This is a genomic window from Bifidobacterium sp. UTCIF-1, assembly GCF_006408915.1.
Lineage (GTDB): Bacteria > Actinomycetota > Actinomycetes > Actinomycetales > Bifidobacteriaceae > Bifidobacterium > Bifidobacterium reuteri.
Window position 1 is genome coordinate 70491 of record NZ_JFAG01000001.1, and the last position, 17441, is coordinate 87931.

The 17441-nt window shown below is 59.2% G+C and carries 17 protein-coding genes, 2 pseudogenes and 1 riboswitch; of the genes and pseudogenes, 4 read left to right on the forward strand and 15 right to left on the reverse strand.

Annotated features, from left to right (window positions below):
• Positions 1 to 6: 6 nt before the first annotated feature.
• The 7 genes and pseudogenes from BW09_RS00300 to BW09_RS00330 all read right to left on the reverse strand — a co-directional run.
• A complete protein-coding gene (locus BW09_RS00300; protein ID WP_258184891.1) occupies positions 7 to 2004 on the reverse strand; it encodes a lipopolysaccharide assembly protein LapB in 1998 nt (665 codons plus the stop codon).
• Positions 2005 to 2096: 92 nt separating this feature from the next.
• Positions 2097 to 3419 (reverse strand): tyrosine--tRNA ligase, encoded by a 1323-nt coding sequence (gene tyrS / locus BW09_RS00305; RefSeq protein WP_140462499.1) that lies wholly within the window; start codon positions 3417 to 3419, stop codon positions 2097 to 2099.
• A gap of 159 nt (positions 3420 to 3578) precedes the next feature.
• The gene (locus BW09_RS00310) at positions 3579 to 4478 is read right to left on the reverse strand and encodes a putative ABC transporter permease (protein WP_140462500.1); all 900 of its coding nucleotides are present in this window, start codon (positions 4476 to 4478) and stop codon (positions 3579 to 3581) included.
• 25 nt (positions 4479 to 4503) lie between these two features.
• Positions 4504 to 5058: an HD domain-containing protein gene (locus BW09_RS00315; protein ID WP_140462501.1), complete on the reverse strand. Its 555-nt coding sequence runs from the start codon at positions 5056 to 5058 to the stop codon at positions 4504 to 4506.
• A 213-nt stretch (positions 5059 to 5271) separates the two neighbouring features.
• Positions 5272 to 6588, reverse strand: a complete 1317-nt coding sequence (locus BW09_RS00320; protein ID WP_140462502.1) for a DsrE/DsrF/DrsH-like family protein — start codon at positions 6586 to 6588, stop codon at positions 5272 to 5274.
• An 86-nt stretch (positions 6589 to 6674) separates the two neighbouring features.
• Positions 6675 to 7484 carry a thiazole biosynthesis adenylyltransferase ThiF gene (gene thiF, locus BW09_RS00325; RefSeq protein WP_140462503.1) on the reverse strand — a complete coding sequence of 270 codons (810 nt, stop codon included), beginning with the start codon at positions 7482 to 7484 and terminating at the stop codon, positions 6675 to 6677.
• 184 nt (positions 7485 to 7668) lie between these two features.
• Positions 7669 to 8154, reverse strand: a pseudogene (locus BW09_RS00330) (thiazole synthase); the annotation flags it as partial.
• 275 nt (positions 8155 to 8429) lie between these two features.
• On the opposite strand from BW09_RS00330, the gene BW09_RS00335 reads away from it, so the two are divergent.
• Complete coding sequence (locus BW09_RS00335) at positions 8430 to 9698, forward strand: IS110 family transposase (protein ID WP_140462504.1); 1269 nt, start codon at positions 8430 to 8432, stop codon at positions 9696 to 9698.
• Positions 9699 to 9705: 7 nt separating this feature from the next.
• Here BW09_RS00335 and BW09_RS00340 read toward each other — a convergent pair.
• From BW09_RS00340 to BW09_RS00355, 4 genes and pseudogenes are all read right to left on the reverse strand, one after another.
• Positions 9706 to 10089, reverse strand: a pseudogene (locus BW09_RS00340) (thiazole synthase); the annotation flags it as partial.
• A gap of 82 nt (positions 10090 to 10171) precedes the next feature.
• Complete coding sequence (thiS, locus tag BW09_RS00345) at positions 10172 to 10366, reverse strand: sulfur carrier protein ThiS (RefSeq protein ID WP_140462505.1); 195 nt, start codon at positions 10364 to 10366, stop codon at positions 10172 to 10174.
• Between the two features lie 186 nt (positions 10367 to 10552).
• Positions 10553 to 10654, reverse strand: a riboswitch (TPP riboswitch).
• Between the two features lie 79 nt (positions 10655 to 10733).
• The gene (gene argH, locus BW09_RS00350; RefSeq protein ID WP_140462506.1) at positions 10734 to 12215 is read right to left on the reverse strand and encodes an argininosuccinate lyase; all 1482 of its coding nucleotides are present in this window, start codon (positions 12213 to 12215) and stop codon (positions 10734 to 10736) included.
• Between the two features lie 116 nt (positions 12216 to 12331).
• Positions 12332 to 14101 carry a DEAD/DEAH box helicase family protein gene (locus BW09_RS00355; RefSeq protein ID WP_081886603.1) on the reverse strand — a complete coding sequence of 590 codons (1770 nt, stop codon included), beginning with the start codon at positions 14099 to 14101 and terminating at the stop codon, positions 12332 to 12334.
• A gap of 61 nt (positions 14102 to 14162) precedes the next feature.
• On the opposite strand from BW09_RS00355, the gene BW09_RS00360 reads away from it, so the two are divergent.
• From BW09_RS00360 to BW09_RS00370, 3 genes are read left to right on the forward strand one after another with little or no spacing between them, the layout of a single operon-like run.
• The gene (locus BW09_RS00360; protein ID WP_202962223.1) at positions 14163 to 14450 is read left to right on the forward strand and encodes a hypothetical protein; all 288 of its coding nucleotides are present in this window, start codon (positions 14163 to 14165) and stop codon (positions 14448 to 14450) included.
• The gene (locus BW09_RS00365) at positions 14443 to 14670 is read left to right on the forward strand and encodes a hypothetical protein (protein WP_044088584.1); all 228 of its coding nucleotides are present in this window, start codon (positions 14443 to 14445) and stop codon (positions 14668 to 14670) included. Before BW09_RS00360 ends, BW09_RS00365 begins: the two co-directional genes overlap by 8 nt.
• A complete protein-coding gene (locus tag BW09_RS00370; protein ID WP_044088586.1) occupies positions 14663 to 14941 on the forward strand; it encodes a DUF4160 domain-containing protein in 279 nt (92 codons plus the stop codon). Before BW09_RS00365 ends, BW09_RS00370 begins: the two co-directional genes overlap by 8 nt.
• A gap of 126 nt (positions 14942 to 15067) precedes the next feature.
• On the opposite strand, the gene BW09_RS11305 is transcribed toward BW09_RS00370, so the two are convergent.
• From BW09_RS11305 to BW09_RS00390, 4 genes are all read right to left on the reverse strand, one after another.
• The gene (locus BW09_RS11305; protein ID WP_202962227.1) at positions 15068 to 15235 is read right to left on the reverse strand and encodes a DUF3791 domain-containing protein; all 168 of its coding nucleotides are present in this window, start codon (positions 15233 to 15235) and stop codon (positions 15068 to 15070) included.
• Between the two features lie 30 nt (positions 15236 to 15265).
• Positions 15266 to 15397: a hypothetical protein gene (locus BW09_RS11030; RefSeq protein WP_258184892.1), complete on the reverse strand. Its 132-nt coding sequence runs from the start codon at positions 15395 to 15397 to the stop codon at positions 15266 to 15268.
• 294 nt (positions 15398 to 15691) lie between these two features.
• Positions 15692 to 16861, reverse strand: a complete 1170-nt coding sequence (locus BW09_RS00385; protein WP_223847846.1) for a DUF1648 domain-containing protein — start codon at positions 16859 to 16861, stop codon at positions 15692 to 15694.
• 13 nt (positions 16862 to 16874) lie between these two features.
• Positions 16875 to 17282 carry a GntR family transcriptional regulator gene (locus BW09_RS00390; protein ID WP_044088587.1) on the reverse strand — a complete coding sequence of 136 codons (408 nt, stop codon included), beginning with the start codon at positions 17280 to 17282 and terminating at the stop codon, positions 16875 to 16877.
• Positions 17283 to 17441: the final 159 nt, after the last annotated feature.

The following is a 17441-nucleotide window of genomic DNA, read 5'->3' on the forward strand; positions in this document are numbered from 1 at the left end:
TCAGGCTCACTGCTCCGGTTCCTCGGAGACGCTGGTCTCATCGGACGCAGTGTCGGTCTCAGCATCCGCGTCCGTATTGTCCGTGCTATCCGCGGCATCGGACTCAGCAGAATCAGCGTCATCGACGGTGGACTGTTCCTCGGACCCATCGGATTCCTCGGATGCATCCTCGGATTCATCGGATTCGTCAGAATCGTCAGATTCACCGGAATCATCAGAATCGTCTTCCGAAGAATCACCGGACTCTTCCGTGTCTTCGTCATCATCCTCATCGTCGGATGCGTCCTCGGATTCATCATCCTCGGGTTCCGGTTCAGGTGCGAATCGCGCCTCGGACGGATCGATGCCCAGTTGCTCGAGCACTTCGGAATCATCGGTCAGCTCTTCGAGGTCATGATCGATGACCACATCATCGCTGTCCTCATCGAAGTCCTCATCAGCATACTGTTCTTCGAGGCGATCGAGTACGCGGTCGAGCTTCTCGGCTTCCCCATTGCGACCGGCTTCTTCCAGGAAGTACTGCTCCGCCTGCACCGCGCGCATACGGTACTCACCGGGAAGGCCCTGGGAGCGACCGACCGTGTGCACGATCTCGATGGCCTTGTCCCACAGCTTCAGGTCGCCGAGCGCACCGGCATACACCAGGAACATCTCCACCTTGGGAGCGCCATGCAGCTGCTTGCCTTCTTCGGATTGCGCGATCTCCACGGCTTTCTTGGGATCGCCGACGCCACGCTCGCAATCAGCGATGAACGGCAGGTAATCCTGGAATCCGTTCATACGGTAGGCAGTGCGGAACTCGCGCAGGGCAAGCTTGTAGTTGCCCTGACGATAGGCGATGAACGCCAGGGTCTCACGGGCGAAATCGATACGGGACGCCTGACGGGCCACCCACTTGGCATGCTCGAGTGCCGCCTGCGGATCCTTCTCCTCAAGCGCATACGCCGCAAGAATGTGCAGACCGATGTTCTCTGCGTGCTCCTTGGCCAGACCACGCAGACGTTCGCGCTCGTCCGAGGACAGCATGGACCATTCCATTCCCTTGGGCATGCGCGGCTCATCGGGGCGACGGGCCGTGTACGGGTTCTGCGAGGGGAAGCTCATCGTGCCGTCGGAGTTGCGGCGCGGACGGCTCATGTATTCGCTGCGCTTCTGCTCCCGATACTGGGTCTTCTCTTCCGCGGAGAATTCACGACGCTCGCCGTCACGACGGTCATCACGACGGAAGCCACCACGGTCGTCACGGTTGTCGCGGTGGAAATCACGACGTTCCTTGTCACCGCGGAAACCGCGGCGATCGTTATCGCGGCGGTCGTCGCGGCGGAAACCACCGCGCTCACCATCGCGGCGGAAGTTACGGCGGTCATTGTCACGACGGAAATCGCGACGGTCATCATTGCCGCGGAAGCCACGGCCCTCGTTGCGTTCGCCATCACGACGGAAATCGCGGTTGTCGCGGCGCTCGCCATCGCGGCGGTCATCACGATGGAAATCACGACGGTCGTTATCACGACGGAAACCACCGCGCTCACCGTCGTGGCGGAAGCCACGGCGGTCATTGTCACGACGAAAATCGCGGTGTTCGCCGTCACGATGCTGATAGCGCGGGTTCTCCCCCGCCTCGCCTTCATGGGAGCGGAATCCGCCGTCTCGACGCGGACCATCCTTATGGAATCCTCCGTCACGACGGAAGCCGCCTTCCTTGCGGAATCCACCGCGCTCGCCATCCTTGCGGAAACCGCCCTTATGGAAGCCGCCGGACTTGCCGTACGATTTGCGGAAGCCGCCATGACCGTTCTCGCCGTCACCATCCCGACGGGGCGTGTGGCCTTCCCCATTGTCGCGGTAACGAGGCTTGAAGCCTTCTCCCTCACGACGCGGCTTAAAGCCTCCCTTGCCGCGTGGCTTGAAACCGTTGCCACCGCGGCTGGATGGACGACGGTCTCCATAACCCTTATGTCCGCCGCCGTACGATTTGCCGGAACGCTCGTTTCCTTCTGCCATGTGCATGCCTTTCTTCACTGCGAATTACGAATCGTGATGCTCGCCGAACCGTCTGCGATTACGAATCGCCAGACGGTCGCCGAACATGAGAACTAACGGTTTTCCACGGCGCCAAGCGCCTTCTTGCCACGACGGATCAGCGCAAAACGTCCTGAGAGGAAATCACCCTCGCCAAGCACCTGCTCTTCATCATCGACACGATTGTTGTTGAGGTAGACGCCACCCGACTTGATGGCGCGACGCGCTTCGGAACCGGACTTGAACAGGCCCGCCGCCTGAGCGGCATCGATGACACGGTCGCCGGGATGGGCCACCGGGAAGACATGATTGCCCTGTTCGTCAGCCACTTTGAATCCGTCAAGCACGGATTCAAGCGTCGCCTCGTCGATGTCCTCGAGGTTGCCACCACGGCCGAACAACGCGCCTGAGGCGTCGATGGCGGCCTGGGTCGCCTCCTCGCCGTGCACGAAGCTGGTGACTTCCCACGCCAGCGCCTTCTGCGCCTCGCGGGCGCCCGGATTGGTCTTGGACTCCTCGACCAGACGCTCAATCTCAGCCTTGGGCAGGAAGGTGAACGCCTTGAGCAGGCTCTCCATCTCCACGTCCGGACGGTTGATCCAGAACTGGTAGAACTTGTACGGGCTGAGCATCGTGGCGTCCAGCCATACGGCGTTGCCTTCGGACTTGCCGAACTTCTTGCCTGATGCATCGGTGATGATCGGGCTCGTGAACACGTTGACGTCCACGCCACGCACCTTGTGAATCAGGTCCAAGCCGGAAGTGAGGTTGCCCCACTGGTCGGAACCGCCGAGCTCAAGCGTGCAATGGTATTCATCGAACAGATGCAGGAAATCATTGCCCTGCAGCACCTGATAGCTGAATTCGGTGAAGGATATGCCCTCCTCGGAATTCAGACGGCGGGCCACGGTGTCCTTGGCAAGCATGGTGCCCAGACGGAAGTTCTTGCCGACATCGCGCAGGAAATCGATGACGGTCATCTGCGCGGTCCAGTCGTAATTGGACACGAAGCGCACCGGATTGGCGCCCTCGGTCTCCAGAATGCCGCCGATCTGACGCTTCAGGCGCTCCGCCCAGCCGGCGACGACATCCTTCGGGTTCAATGTGCGTTCACCGGACTGACGTGGATCGCCGATCAGACCGGTGGCGCCACCGACCAGGGCAATGGGATGATGGCCGGCAAGCTGCAGATGACGCATGTTGATGAGCTGCACGAGGTTGCCGATATGCAGCGAAGCAGCGGTGGGGTCGAAGCCGCAATAATAAGCGATGGGCTCGCCGTTCAATGCTTCCGCGAGTCGATCCCTGTCCGTGGACTGGGAAATCAACCCGCGCCATTCCAGTTCCTCAAGCAGGGTGTCGAAACCCGCTTCCTTGAAGTCGGTGACGTGAGCCATAGCTTGATGCTTCTCCCTATCGAATTGTGTGATTGGATGATGCCCTACTTCTATTTCAAGCGTCTATAAGTCTCGCAGGACACACCGACAGTGCCGCGCAGGTCGGGTTTCCATATCGCGCACACACCATATGACGTCTTCCCCCGCGCCTACGAGCATTCACCGCCCGCGCCGGTACAGCCGTTCAAGCGTCTCGCGCAGCTGCTGCAGCGTTTCGTTGTTCCGGGTGGTCTTCAGCCTCGGGAAGGACGCAATCATACGGCGCTGCTGACGGTTGAACACGGAATCGGCGGCATCCTTGATGCGCAGCATAAGCTCCGCCGACATATCCTTGCCGTTCTGCCAAGAGTCGCCGACTTTCTGGCTGACCGCGGATGGCATGCCGCCGAACTTGTCGGATGCGCCGCTGATGACATTGGAGGCTATACCAGCAGCATCCCCCACCACGCCATTGGCCATTTCGGCGGCACCGGAGACAGCGTCCGTAACCTTCTCCCGCATGGCATCGCCGTATCTGGACGCAACGACCTTGAACCGTTCAAGGCTCTGTTCGAAGTCGACGATACCGCACACGGTGACAATGGTGTCGATGATGATGAGCACCAGCAGCACAGCGCACATCATATGGATGATTCGCAACGGAACCATCATGGTCATCTGTTCGACGACCGGTTGGATCACGTCGACGATGATCACACCCGCGATGCCGAACACCACGGCTCCCAGCAGGCAGATGCGGCCATTGAGGTTGAATCGAAAATGCGAATAATCCCACCATCGCGCATGGAATAGCTGTTCCATCGCCCACGACGTGAAATATTCAAGAATCGAAGCGCCCACCATTGACAGCACAAACAGGACGACCGGATTGCGAACGCCTCCGAGCACCACCACGCCGGCCACCGCACCTGTACCATAGATCGGGCACAGCGGGCCGTTCAGGAATCCACGATTCACCCATCGGCGTTCCCGGCAGGATACCAGAATCGACTCGTACACCCAGCCGGCGAAACTGTAGAACACGAACCACACAAACAGATATTCAAAGAACAGCAGCATACGGGTTTACCTATCACGGGTTGACCTATCGGACCGATTCTCGACGAGTGGCATTCTTCATCATGGCGGCACGGACTTGCGCAGACGGCAACGGCTTCTTATGGAATCGACCCATGGAGAGCGTCTCCCTGGTGGCGGAGATCTTGTCCGCCAAGGTGACCAGATAGCCCTCGATATATCGCGGCGGAATCGGAGTCAATGGGAACATATGCCTTTCGATGCTATCCCTCTCGATGGCATTGAGCTTGAAATCCTTGAGCGCATTGACGAGCGCTGCATGACCGTGGGTGAACCCGTGCCAACGGTGGGTGCCGTTGTCCCAGTCGTGCCAGTCATACAGGAAATAGTCATGGAGCAGGGCCGCCCGGATAAGCGAACGCAGGTCCACGTGATGCCACAGATGCGCACGATCGGCCATCCATACCGCCAAACAAGCCACGCGCACGGAATGGGCGAAAGTGGTCACGTTCCCATGTTGATAGCAGCATCGTTCTATGTCCATGTGCCTGTGTCCAATGACCTCGCGGCCATGCACGGCCACCAGTTGCTGAATCTGCGTACGGGTGAGCAGATGTGACACGGTATTCGGTCCTCCTCATCGGAAATCAAGGTCTTATGCGATGACAGTGCAAAGCCATCGCATCGGGCCGGCGTGCGTGACGATGTGCCGTCGGGCTCCGACTTCCGTGGCCGATTGTACGACGGAACCTTGCCCGCTCGCCTTCATACCTCGGGATGAGATGGCCAGGCCGCGCAAGCGAAGTTCATATGGACTTCGCCCGCACGGATGGTCTCACACGAACAGGCTCATATCGCTGGTCTCGCCGGAGCCGAGGAACGTGCTGACGCCGCCCAGTTCCACGCCGTCAATCAGCTCCTCCTTGCGGATGCCCATGATGTCCATGGACATCTGGCAGGCCACCAGCCGCACACCGTGCTCCTTGGCCTGACGCATGAGCTCCTCAAGGGATGCCACATTCTTGGACTTCATGATCCAACGAATCATAGCTGCACCAAGGCCGCCCATGTTCATGCGGCTCAGACCAAGCTTACGGGTGCCGCGCGGCATCATGAAACCAAACATGCGCTCGATGAGGTTCTTGTTCGTGCGCACGCGCTTGGGACGGCGCAGGATGTTGAGTCCCCAGAACGTGAAGAAGATGGTGACCTTGCGTCCCATCGCCGCGGCGCCGTTGGCCATGATGAACACCGCAATGGTCTTGTCCAGATCGCCGCTGAATACCACGAAGGTCTTGTCATGGAGCACATCGCCGCCAGCGTCGGTGGGCGCCGGAGCCGAGCTCGAGTTCGCACCGAAAGACCTCCCTGCAGGCTGTGTCGGGACGGCCGTTTTCTCAAGCTCGACATGGATGATGCCCTCGTCGTCCCGGCGAAGATCGATGAGACGGTTGCCGGTGCGTTCGGCCCATACGGCGATGTCCGAGCAGAAGGCGTCCTCGGTGGCCTCGGCCTTCAGGCGGGTGCCGATCGGCTGGTCGCGCAGGGCATCGGCCACGGCCACGATTGGTCCGGGGCATTTGAGCCCCTTGGCATCCACATGTAACAGCTGCGACGTTGCGGTACCGTCCGATGCGGTGCTGCCACCTTGAGTCTTGGATGAGACAGGCACGGTCAGCGTGACCGGCGCGACGGGCGGCGTGACCGGCGCGGAACTGGAAGCGGCCGCAGAGGACGACGAATCAGAGACGGCCTGACGCTTGGACTGGCCGACCTCGGACGAGTCGCCTTCGGACCGACCAACCTCGGACGGCCCGGCAGTGGCTTCCCGCAATGCCTCATACCCTCCATCGAGATTGACGGCATCATATCCACGGTCGGCCAAGATCTCGCATACCTGCGCACTCCAGTCTCCCACCCTGCAGAAGACGACCACCGGCTTGGATTTCGGAATGTCGCTCAGCGCATTGCCGATGTGTCCGATGTTCTCGAACGGGATGTTGATCGCTCCGGCAATCGGGTGCACCAGCACTTCATCCGGATCGCGCAGATCCAGAAGCGTGACCGAGGATGTGTCGAGATGTGCGAATTCGTTCGCGTCAATGTGCCGGTAGTCGTCGGCATCATGATTGTGCTTCAAGGTGATGGTCATGGTTTCCCCTTCCGAAATGGCCTTTCCCGATGGCCGTGCGGACGAGCCTATACGGCCGTCCTGTTCGATGGTTTCGATGGTGCGGTTCAGATGGCGCAGGCCGGCTGGACGTAGTTGGCCGGATCGAGCGTGGTGATGGTCGGATGGTCGCCGCACACCGGGCAGTCCGGCACATGCGAGGGCAGCAGCACACGGCGGATGTTCATCGTCAGCGCATCGACGGTGAGCATGCGGCCCACCAGCGGCTCCCCCACGCCGACGATGAGTTTGGCGGCTTCAGTGGCTTCAAGGCTGCCGACCACGCCGACCACGGCACCCAGCACACCGGCCTCCTTACAGGTCGGAATCTCACCCGCTGCGGGCATGTCGCGGAAAATGCAGCGGTAGCAGGGGCCTTCGCCTGGCACGACATCCATCACCTGACCGGCGAACCCGACCACGCCGGCGTGAATGAACGGCTTGCCGGACAGCACGCAGGCGTCGTTGATGAGGAATTTCGCCGCGAAATTGTCCGTGGCGTCAATCACCAGATCATATGGCTTAATCAGCGATGCGATGTTGCTGGCGTCAACCAATTCCTGATGGGTTTCAACCGTTACGTCCGGGTTGAGCTCACGGATGGCGGCTGCCGCCGACTCCACTTTGGGGGTGCCGACTGCGGCAGTGGTGTGGATGATCTGACGCTGAAGATTGCTCAGATCGACCACATCACCGTCCACGAGTCCGATGCGTCCCACGCCTGCAGCCGCCAGATACAGGGCTGCTGGTGAACCGAGTCCGCCCGCGCCGATGATGAGCACGCTGGCGGCAAGCAGCCTCTTCTGCCCCTTGACGCCCACACCCTTCAAAATGAGGTGACGGGAGTATCGTTCGAGCTGTTCGTCAGATAATGCCATGTTTTCTCCATAATCCTGACTCCCTCAAGCGAGGAAGCCCACACCTCGCCCCCAAGCGAGAGAAACTGCGACGCCAGACCCCCGCTCGATTCCCCTCACTTGAGGGAACCGCGACGCCAGACCCCTCACTCGGCTCCCCTCTTCTGGGGGGAGCCGGACGGACCGAAGGGAGTCATTCCCGATATCAGTGCAGATACCCCGTAGTCGGGCTGGACGGCACGGCCTGCCCTTCGGTCACCTTGCCGAGACCGGACAGGTAGGCTGCACGGCCGGCGTTGATGGCGTTCTTGAACGCCTCGGCCATCAGAGGAATATTGCCCGCCGAGGCCACTGCGGTGTACGCCATGACGGCGTCCGCGCCCATCTCCATCGCGTCGCACGCCTGACTCGGACGACCGATGCCGGCGTCGATGATCACCGGCACATTGGCGTTGGCGATGATGATCTCGATGAAATCGCGCATACGCAGTCCCATATTGGAGCCGATGAGCGAACCGAGCGGCATGACCGCGGCAGCACCGGCCTCCTCGAGCTGACGTGCGGCGATGGGGTCCGGGAACATGTACGGCATGACGACGAACCCTTCCTTGGCCAGCATTTCGGTGGCGCGAATGGTTTCGGCGTTGTCCGGCAGCAGGTATTTGGTCTCATGCTCGATTTCGACTTTGACGTTGATAATGGTTATGCCGGTTTAGCTGGCCGGTGATAATGGAAGTGGCGGCCTGGCGGTGACCCCAAACTTGACTGACGGCCCCGGCTAGCGGGGCCTGTCCTTATTTTGATTTGTCCCGCCCGGCCACCGACCCGGAGGCGCATGGCGCATGACCTCATAGGAGCGTGGACGCTCCATCGGATCCCTGCAAGAACCATGGTAGCGTGTCCCGTCAACGTCCTGTCTGGGCCGGAACGCCCCGGGAAGGCAACGAACCGACGAAGGAGACGACGATGGAGCCGCCGACCACGGTCATCGCCGGCGTGGACACCCATGCCGACACCCACACCCTCGCCCTGCTCGACACGAACGGCAGGGTCATTTCCACCGAAACGTTCGAGACCAGCCCGGACGGATACGGACGCCTGATCGACGCCCTCGGCAAGCCCTCACGCTGTGCCGGAATTGGCGTGGAGGGCACGAACTCGTTCGGCGCGGCGCTGGCCAGACGGCTCTCGGCCGGAGGGTTCCCCGTATACGAGGTGCTCAGGCCGAACCGCGGCGTGCGACGCAAGGACGGGAAATCCGATCCCATCGACGCGATCGCCGCCGCGCGCGGCGTGCTCGCCGGCGAAGCGACGAGCCTGCCGAAAAGCTCGGACGGCTGGGTCGAGGCGCTACGGCACCTGAACGCGGAACGCTCCCAGCTGGTCGCGGCGATGACCATGCTGGCCAACTCCACCGGAGGCCTGCTGGTCACCGCCCCCGAACCGGTCAGGGAACGATACCGGGGGCTGCGCACCGAGACCCGCATGAACCACCTTGCCTCATGCCGGCCGTCAGGAGGCCTCGTCGCACACAGCGTGCTCACCGCGCTCAAAAGCGCCGCCAAGGCGTGGAAAACACTCAAGGAGCAGGCCGACCTGCTCGAGGAACGCATGCGCCGCATCCTCGAGGCCAACGCGCGTCCCCTGCTCGACATCTACTGCGCCGGCACCATCACTGCGGCCACGATCGCCATCGTCGCCGGGGACAACCCCGAACGCATCCGCGACGAGGCTGCGTTCGCCAAACTCTGCGGCGCGTGCCCCATCCCCGCGTCCAGCGGCAAAACCAACCGCCACAGGCTCAACCGGGGCGGCAACAGGCAAGGCAACATGGCGCTGCACCGCATCGCCATCGTCAGACTCAGATACCACCAGCCAACCCGCGACTACGTGTCAAAGAAAACCAGGGAAGGCAAAAGCAAACTCGAAATCATCCGCTGCCTCAAACGCTACATCGCCCGCGAAGCGTACAAGGCGCTTCTCGCCATACGCAACGGCAACGCAGGACAACGAGAAACACCGCGGGAACGCGGCGCGCGACTACGCCGTCTGCGCACGAGCCACGGCATCACGCAGCAACAGGTCGGCGAGGCATTGGCCGTACCCTCCAGCAGAATCAGCGAAATCGAACGCGGGACCCGCAACCTGCCCGAACTCGAACAACGCGCCACCCAATGGATACACTCCATCACCACCCCGACGACACAACACTCTCAACCATTTGACAATAAATAGGAGCATCGAAATCGGTGTGGCACACCTCTCGTGCGAGACGCGCGATGCGCACGGCCTCCTCGGCGTTGCGCGCGCCGGAGGTGTTCGGCAGCAGTGTGATGCCTTCGGGGATGTAGTCGAGCACGCTGTTCTCGGTGGTCTGGGCACGGCGCAATGCCATGGTGACGATCTGCGTGCCGGCGTGCTCGACGGTGGCCTTGATGAGGTTCAGGTCGTAACGACCGGAGCCCAGAATGAACCGGGACTCGAATTCATGGCCGCCGAGATTGAGAGGTTTGTCTTCGACCGGCAGCATCGGCGCTGCGGTGCCGACCGGATTGACGACCTTGGGCTGCGGCGGCAACGGCGTAGCTTCGACGGATGCTTCGGTGACCGGATTGATATTGCTCATGATGTTCCCTTCATTGGATTGATGATGTTTCCGGCTCTCCTTGTCACTGGAGGCCAATGGAGCCGACGGGTGAAGCGCGAAGTCAGCCACCCTGCACGAACTGCACGATCTCCATGACGCATTGGTCGTCGAGCATGGTTCCGGCACGTTTCTCGCGTGGGATAATCTCGCCATTGAGTTCGATGGCCACACGCTCGGCGCGGAATCCATGCGTTTCGAGATAGTCGGCCACACTGACCGGCTGCTCGAGCTTGACCTGCTCTCCGTTGACCTGCATTGCGGTCCCCTTTCCGAATACTAAAAAAGGGCGCACGAAACGAACCGTACCGTAAGTGGTGCGCCCATTCATGAACCCTGTCATGCGACCGCCAGCCTGTTTTTCGGCGCATTGGCTACGCCAACAAACAGCCTGTACGGCTTAGTTGTGTTCACGGAAACTGAAGACTGCTACGGGCAACTTGGCAAACCGCTCAACAACGATTCCTTACGGCGGCATGACCCGCGTCAAGTTCCCCGGTCGAAGCTGGCGCTTCCTCTCAGCCTTTCGGCTCCCGTTCGTTACAGTTGCCCAGTGTAGAGACCCTCTGTGACATATGGACAAATGAAAAAGCTCCCCTCTCGCGCGAGGGGGAGCCGTATGGCACTCAGAACGTGCCGGGCGCCTTGTAGGCGGAGCCGTCCGACGTGGAAGCCGGGAAGAGCTTGAGCTCCTCGACCTGCGCCTTGGCATCGGCGATCTGCTCGCGCACGCGACCGTAGGCGGTGCCTCCCTTGCCGTTGCGGGAGTCCACAGAACCGTGGCTGGAGAGCACCTGACGCACGCCCGGGGCCTTATCGGCAGGCAGGAATGCGGCGAAGGTGTCGATGAAGTCCTCGTCGGTCAGGTCCCAGAGCTCCTGGCCGCGACCTTCGGCGATCTTGACGCATGCGCCGGAGAGCTCGTGGGCATGGCGGAACGGCACGCCGTTCTTGACCAGCCATTCGGCGATGTCGGTGGCCAGTGCGAAGCCGGTGGGAGCCTCGGCTTCAAGACGGTCGGCGTCAAAGCGCATGGTGCGAACCATACCGGTGAAGGCGGGCAGCAGCACCTCCAGCGTGTCGACCTGATCGAACACGGCTTCCTTGTCTTCCTGCAGGTCGCGCGCGTATGCGGTCGGCAGGCCCTTCAACGTGGCCAGCAGACCGGTGAGATCGCCGATGAGACGGCCGGACTTGCCGCGGGCCAGCTCGGCGATGTCCGGGTTCTTCTTCTGCGGCATGATGGAGGAGCCTGTGGAATAGGCGTCATCAAGGCGCACGAACGCGAATTCCTGCGTGTTCCAGATGATGATCTCCTCAGAGAGACGGGAGATGTCCACGCCGGTCATGGCGGCGACGAACGCGAATTCGGCCACGAGGTCGCGCGCGGCAGTGCCGTCGATGGAGTTGTCGGTCACGCGGGAGAATCCGAGCTCGCGGGCTACGGCCTCCGGGTCGAGGCCAAGCGTGTTGCCGGCGAGCGCGCCGGAGCCGTACGGGGAGGCGTTGATGCGCTTGTCCCAGTCGATGAGGCGCTGCACGTCGCGGATGAGAGGCCAGGCGTGGGCCATGAGCTGGTGGGCCAGCAGCACCGGCTGGGCGTGCTGCATGTGGGTGCGTCCGGGCATCACGGTACGGCCGGCCTTTTCGCTCTGTTCGATGAGCGCGTTGACAAGGTCGAGCAGGAGCCCTGCGATCACGCGGGAGTGGCGGCGCAACCACATGCGGATCAGGCAGGCAATCTGATCGTTGCGTGAGCGTCCGGCGCGAAGCTTGCCGCCGAGCTCGTCACCGGCAATGTCGATCAGGCCGCGTTCGAGCGCGGTGGCCTCGTCCTCATCGTCTTCGATGGGTGCGAAGGAGCCGTCGTCCACCCGGCGCTGCAGGGTGTCGAGCGCATCTTCCATGCGCTGAAGCTCGTCAGCGGTCAGAAGTCCGGCGCGGCCGAGCGCGCGGGCGTGGGCTCGCGAGCCGGCGATGTCATCGTCCGCGAGGCGCCAGTCGAACTGGGTGGACTTGGACAGGCGGGCCAGCTCGGGCGAGGGGCCGGAGGTGAAGCGGCCGCCCCACAGGGCGAGGTGTTCGGACTGCTGGTTGGATTCGGTCATGCGTTACTCCTTCGCGTTCCTGCGCGTCATGCGATATCCCGGGGGGGGAATGCGCGTGCGTGCACGATGGCGCACTTTACATGCATTCATATGGTTTGCGACTGTCTGTCAGAGTATCAGCGTTGGGCTACATCACGCGGCGTATCGTCCGATTCCTCCTCGCCTTTCGCAATTCGCATCTTTTCAAGCGTTTCATCGACATCGAATCCACCTCCCAACACGAAACGCCTCAGCAGGTTTCGCACTGTCCGATTCGCTTTGGGCTGTGAAATAATCACACCCATCCATACTTCTAGCGTGGATTTCGATAACTTTTTGTCGATGGAGTCATACAAGGCATCAAGCCGTCCGAATTCGTTGATGTTCGCCTCAGTGATGAACTGGCCTATGAACTCCTCTACGAGAGAGCGCCGCACTCCGAAGTAGCCCACGAGCTTGTCTATCTGTCCGTCCTTCTCACGCCGCGCATAACGGGTGATGTAGCCACGCAATGTCATGCCGTCCTCGACGGTCACATCACCACGTTCCACGTCACGCAAGAACAGTTCCGCGAGTCGTTGTTCATCGGCCGAGAGCGTCGCGAACGAGCGGTGCAATTCCGTCGTCACCTTGGTCAATTCAGCGCTTTCTTCGCGCAACGCTTTGAGCCATTTGGTGAAGTTGGCATTCATGTAATCCGTGTCTATCAGCCCGGTATCGATGGCGGTCAGATACCCGTCCAGCTCATACGGAGCTTCGTCGTCATCCTTGCCGTCACCCGGCGCGTTGTCTCCTTCCGACTTGTCACCGAAGAGCTCCTTGTATCGTTGCGCCAGTATCAGATATGTGCGTTGGTCAAGCTCCGGGCGCACGTTCACTGAGTCGCCATTCTCATCCGTGAACTCGAATGATTCTTTGTTCCCGTCGAATCCTTGTACTTTCGCCGCTTCCAGGAATTGATTGAGCTCCACAAATTCCTTGGCGAACTTGCGCTTGGATTCCACCGACTCGGGCAGCTGCCGCAGGTCCGATTGCCCTGAATCGTTGAACACGCTTAGAATCTCCCGGTAACGCGCATTCATGGAGGCCACGTTCTGTGGCAGTTTTTGTACGAACAGGTCGAGTGGCCGGTCACCGGAATAAAGCCTGACCGCACGCGCGATGTTGTCGCGCATGGTATGGGGCTTGCGATAGTAACGAATCATTCCAAAGGGCTTGTCCGGTCCGAAGAGTCGATTGGTGCGGCTGAACGCCTGAATAATGCTTTTGCTTTCGTTTTCAATTACCTTATCGAGATACAGCGTGTTCACCCATTTCGAGTCGAAGCCGGTAAATCCGAAGTACAGAGCGTTCGGGAAGGATCGCCGGATGTCCTGCAGCATGTCGCCAAAGGTGGAGCGATGACATTCATCAGCGATGAAGACGATGCGCTTGCTTGCCATATTGTCCAATTCGGCTTGGGTAACGCCGCCTTCGCCAAGCTTGATGTTGCTCATTTTCTGGATTGAGGTGACGATAAGCGTGTCCTTTGGATCCGCGCTGGCAAGACGATGTCGCAGCACGCCGGTGTTCTCGGTGCCCTGCACATCATCCTCATTGTCCGCAAAACTGCGGTATTCCTTCAGTGATTGTGTCCCCAGTTCAATGCGATCCATAAGGAACACGACCTTGTCGGCATTCTTGGAATCGGCGATGAGCTGTGCCGATTTGAAACTGGTCATGGTCTTCCCGGAACCGGTGGTATGCCATACGTATCCACCGGGGCGACCGGGCAAGGCCGGCCGTTGTTCCCAATCGCATTTGCGTACCCGGTCGGAGATGGCATTGGCGGCGATGTACTGGTAGCTGCGAAGCACCTTCAGGCACAAGCCCGGAGTTTCATCACAATCTATAATGGCTATCAGCACAACATTGCATTACGTGCATTGACACGCCAAGGATGCCATATCAAGGAAGGAGCAGCGAACCGTGACGATCACAACGCCGAATGACACCGCATACCTAAGCGCGGAGAATGGATTCACCGTGTTTCAATACGGCAAACTGCGTATACGGTTCCGAGCCCCATACTCCTTAGAACGATACACTGATGTCAAACAGTGGGATAACGGCTATCTCGTGGTAGACGCCCAATACAAGCAAAACACTGTTCCAGAAGAGGAATACATCGATCTGGAGCCGATACTCAACGACTTGTACATCAATGCCAATTCGTTCATGCAACCCATAAAGAAAGTGAAAATCGCTCATGACTGACATCAGGGCAATAGCCGATTCGGCTGGAATGATCATCAATGGCTACGCATTCACTCCTGTCGATAACGGCCATGTAAGAGTATTGAACCTTAACGTTCCCACATCAGCAGCCGTGCTCAATAGCGACGGCAGCCTGCTCGAAACCAGCATGGACGATATGGAGATCGGCATTGTCCAAGAGTACTACCGTGCCAATAAGGAGTTCTTGGATCATGCCTAAATACTTCCAATTCATGGTTGCCGGCTATTACCTCTACTTCACTTCCTTCTGCGTGATTGAATGCATGCATGTCCATGCCAGTGATACCAAATTGACTGAAACCGGCTCAGCGAAGTTCTTTGTCAAACCAAATGGCGATACGACATTAGAACGACAGGGACGACTCACAGCCAAAGAAGTCGGCATCATCCAAAAATTCATCAAAAAGAACTATCGCGAGATGTATCTCAAATGGAAGGAGTACAGCACCGAGGACTTTTACGAGTCATGATTCCACCCTCCCTGTGCTTCTGAGCTTTGAAGCGGCCAGTATTGTCAGCGTTATTGTCAGTGTTACTGACAATAACATCATCAGATGCGTTTATCTGCTCATTTATCTGCTCATCATGCAACTTCCTCACCATTTGTGTTCGCCGGTAGCTACGAGATGATCGATATCCTCGTAGGCATTGCAGATGCTTTCCTGATGGTACATCTCGTACATGTCGTAGATCTCCTGCGTGACGCCGTGCTCGTCCCATTCACGCAGTACATCGGAGGCAGAACGGCCTTGTCGCCGGCATATTGCTCCAGTAGGTAGATGAAGAAGCTCATTTCACGCGTCAACCTCATCCCTCCTCAAATACAGTGAATCCCTAGGATCACCGGTGATCTGTTCTACCTCCCACATGTCGAAGATGCCCGCAGGAGAAAACTCGGTCATCGCCAATTCCGGATCGCGCAGCATGGCGTACGTCTACGAACGAATGAAGGATTCCAGCGCCTTCATAGGAGAAAAACCGTATTTGCTGCATATACGCTGGACAATCTCACGGTCGTAATAAATGAGCAGCTCCCGTTCCAACGTGGTCATTACCGCCTCCCTCACACAATCATCTCGTCAAGCAAGGATTTCTTGATGTTCTGCAGCAATTCATACTTACGCTGTTCCCAAGCGGATGCGAATTGCCATGTATCGGTAACACGACCAGTTCCCTTACCAACGTTGAGCAGACAATGACCCCTTCAAGATATCTCTTGCCTACATCACCGCGACCACCAGCGAACCGATGCAAACCACAATGAGGACCACAGACACGATGATCACCGACGGGCGGGCGAAGTTGACCGTCCATCCGACGCCGAAACGCTTGGGCACCATGACGGCAGGATCGTCATGATTGACGTAGAACACGCCTGCCACCCAATGTCGGTCGTCATCATATGGCATCGGCTCATCACCATCGGTTGCAGCATCCTCGCCGCCACGGCCCATAGTCACCGAACGGCGCTCCGCATATTCATGGGATCCGTTCTGCCCGTAATACAGGCCTATCACCAGTGCGCCCAACAGGGCCACCACGGCGATGAACATGGCGAATACGCCAAACGTCCCCAGCGTGATCACCCCTATGTTGGACAGCTGTATGCCCAGACCGACGCCACCGGCAGTCAGCAGTCCGATGACCAGCATGTAGATGCTCCACACGCGGGAGAACACGCCATAGGCATACCCTGTGGTGGCAGGATGGTCCGGGTCGATGGGATGCTTGGCATAGATAATCGCAGCGTGACCGGCCGTCATGACCACAGCCAGCAGCACCTGCACGATCACCGGATACCAAATCAGCATCGGGCCCTTGTCCACCCAGCCATCGATCTGCCCGGCAGCATTCGCATGCATCGCCACCCGTTCCGGCATATGGTCATAGCCAAGCACACCAACCGCTATCGTGACGGCAATCGCCACGACATGCAAGAGCTCCCACGCAAGACCCAACGGCTGTGGATTGTCCCGCTCCCCCACCAACACGGCATGACGCTCGCCGGTCGCGGTCCAGCCGCGCTCCTTCTTGAGCTCGAGCGTAAGACGCCGATACCTCTGCTGCGCGATAAACCCCATTGCCGCAATCACCAGCGAACTGATGAACAACGCCCAGAGCGCACCGGCCATGCCGAAATTACGCCAAATCATCGCATCGATAAGCAGGGCAATAATGCCACAACTCACTATATTGCACGCGTACATCGCTTTATATCCACGAATGCGTCTGTCCGTATGGGCGGACAACGGCACACTGACTCCGAACACCGCATGCCGGTCGGCGATCCATGGCACCATCGAAACACTGGCGGTCATCAATACCAGCAACAGAAAGAACAGCCCCAGCATGATGTTCGTCGCCACAGTCATCGTATTGATGTTATCCATCACAACACTCCTTTCAACTGTTGCATTTCCGATATGCGCGCCCGCACTGACGCTCTGCGGCATCAAGGAACCCCGCCGCGGCTCCGCCACGGGCCTTATAGGCCAAAGCCAGACGATACAAGTCATCGTTCATCTGCTTGTCTTGCATTTCAGCCATCAGGTTCACCTCGCCTGAGCCATCACGCCGATCGGCGACAAGCGCGCCCGACCCGCGTCGCATCACGATGTAGCCCTCATCCCTCAGCAATGCATAGGCCTTGTTCACCGTGTGCAGGTTGATACCCAGATCTACAGCCAGCGAACGGACCGAAGGCAGCTGGTCGCCCAGGACAAGTTCATCGTTGGCTATTGCAGCGATGATTTGGCGATGCAGTTGCTCATAGATCGGTACGTCGCTTCGCTGGTCGACCTCGATAATCACAGCCTCTCCTTTCCCACACCAATCATACTATTTGTTCTATATCTTCTATAACAGTTTTGCGTATTTCTGTCATATCACGCGCCCCGGAGGCTATTTTTACCGAGAATCTGCATCAGAAATTCGCTGGCGAATTCAACTACCCCTCATTCCCGCTTCGCG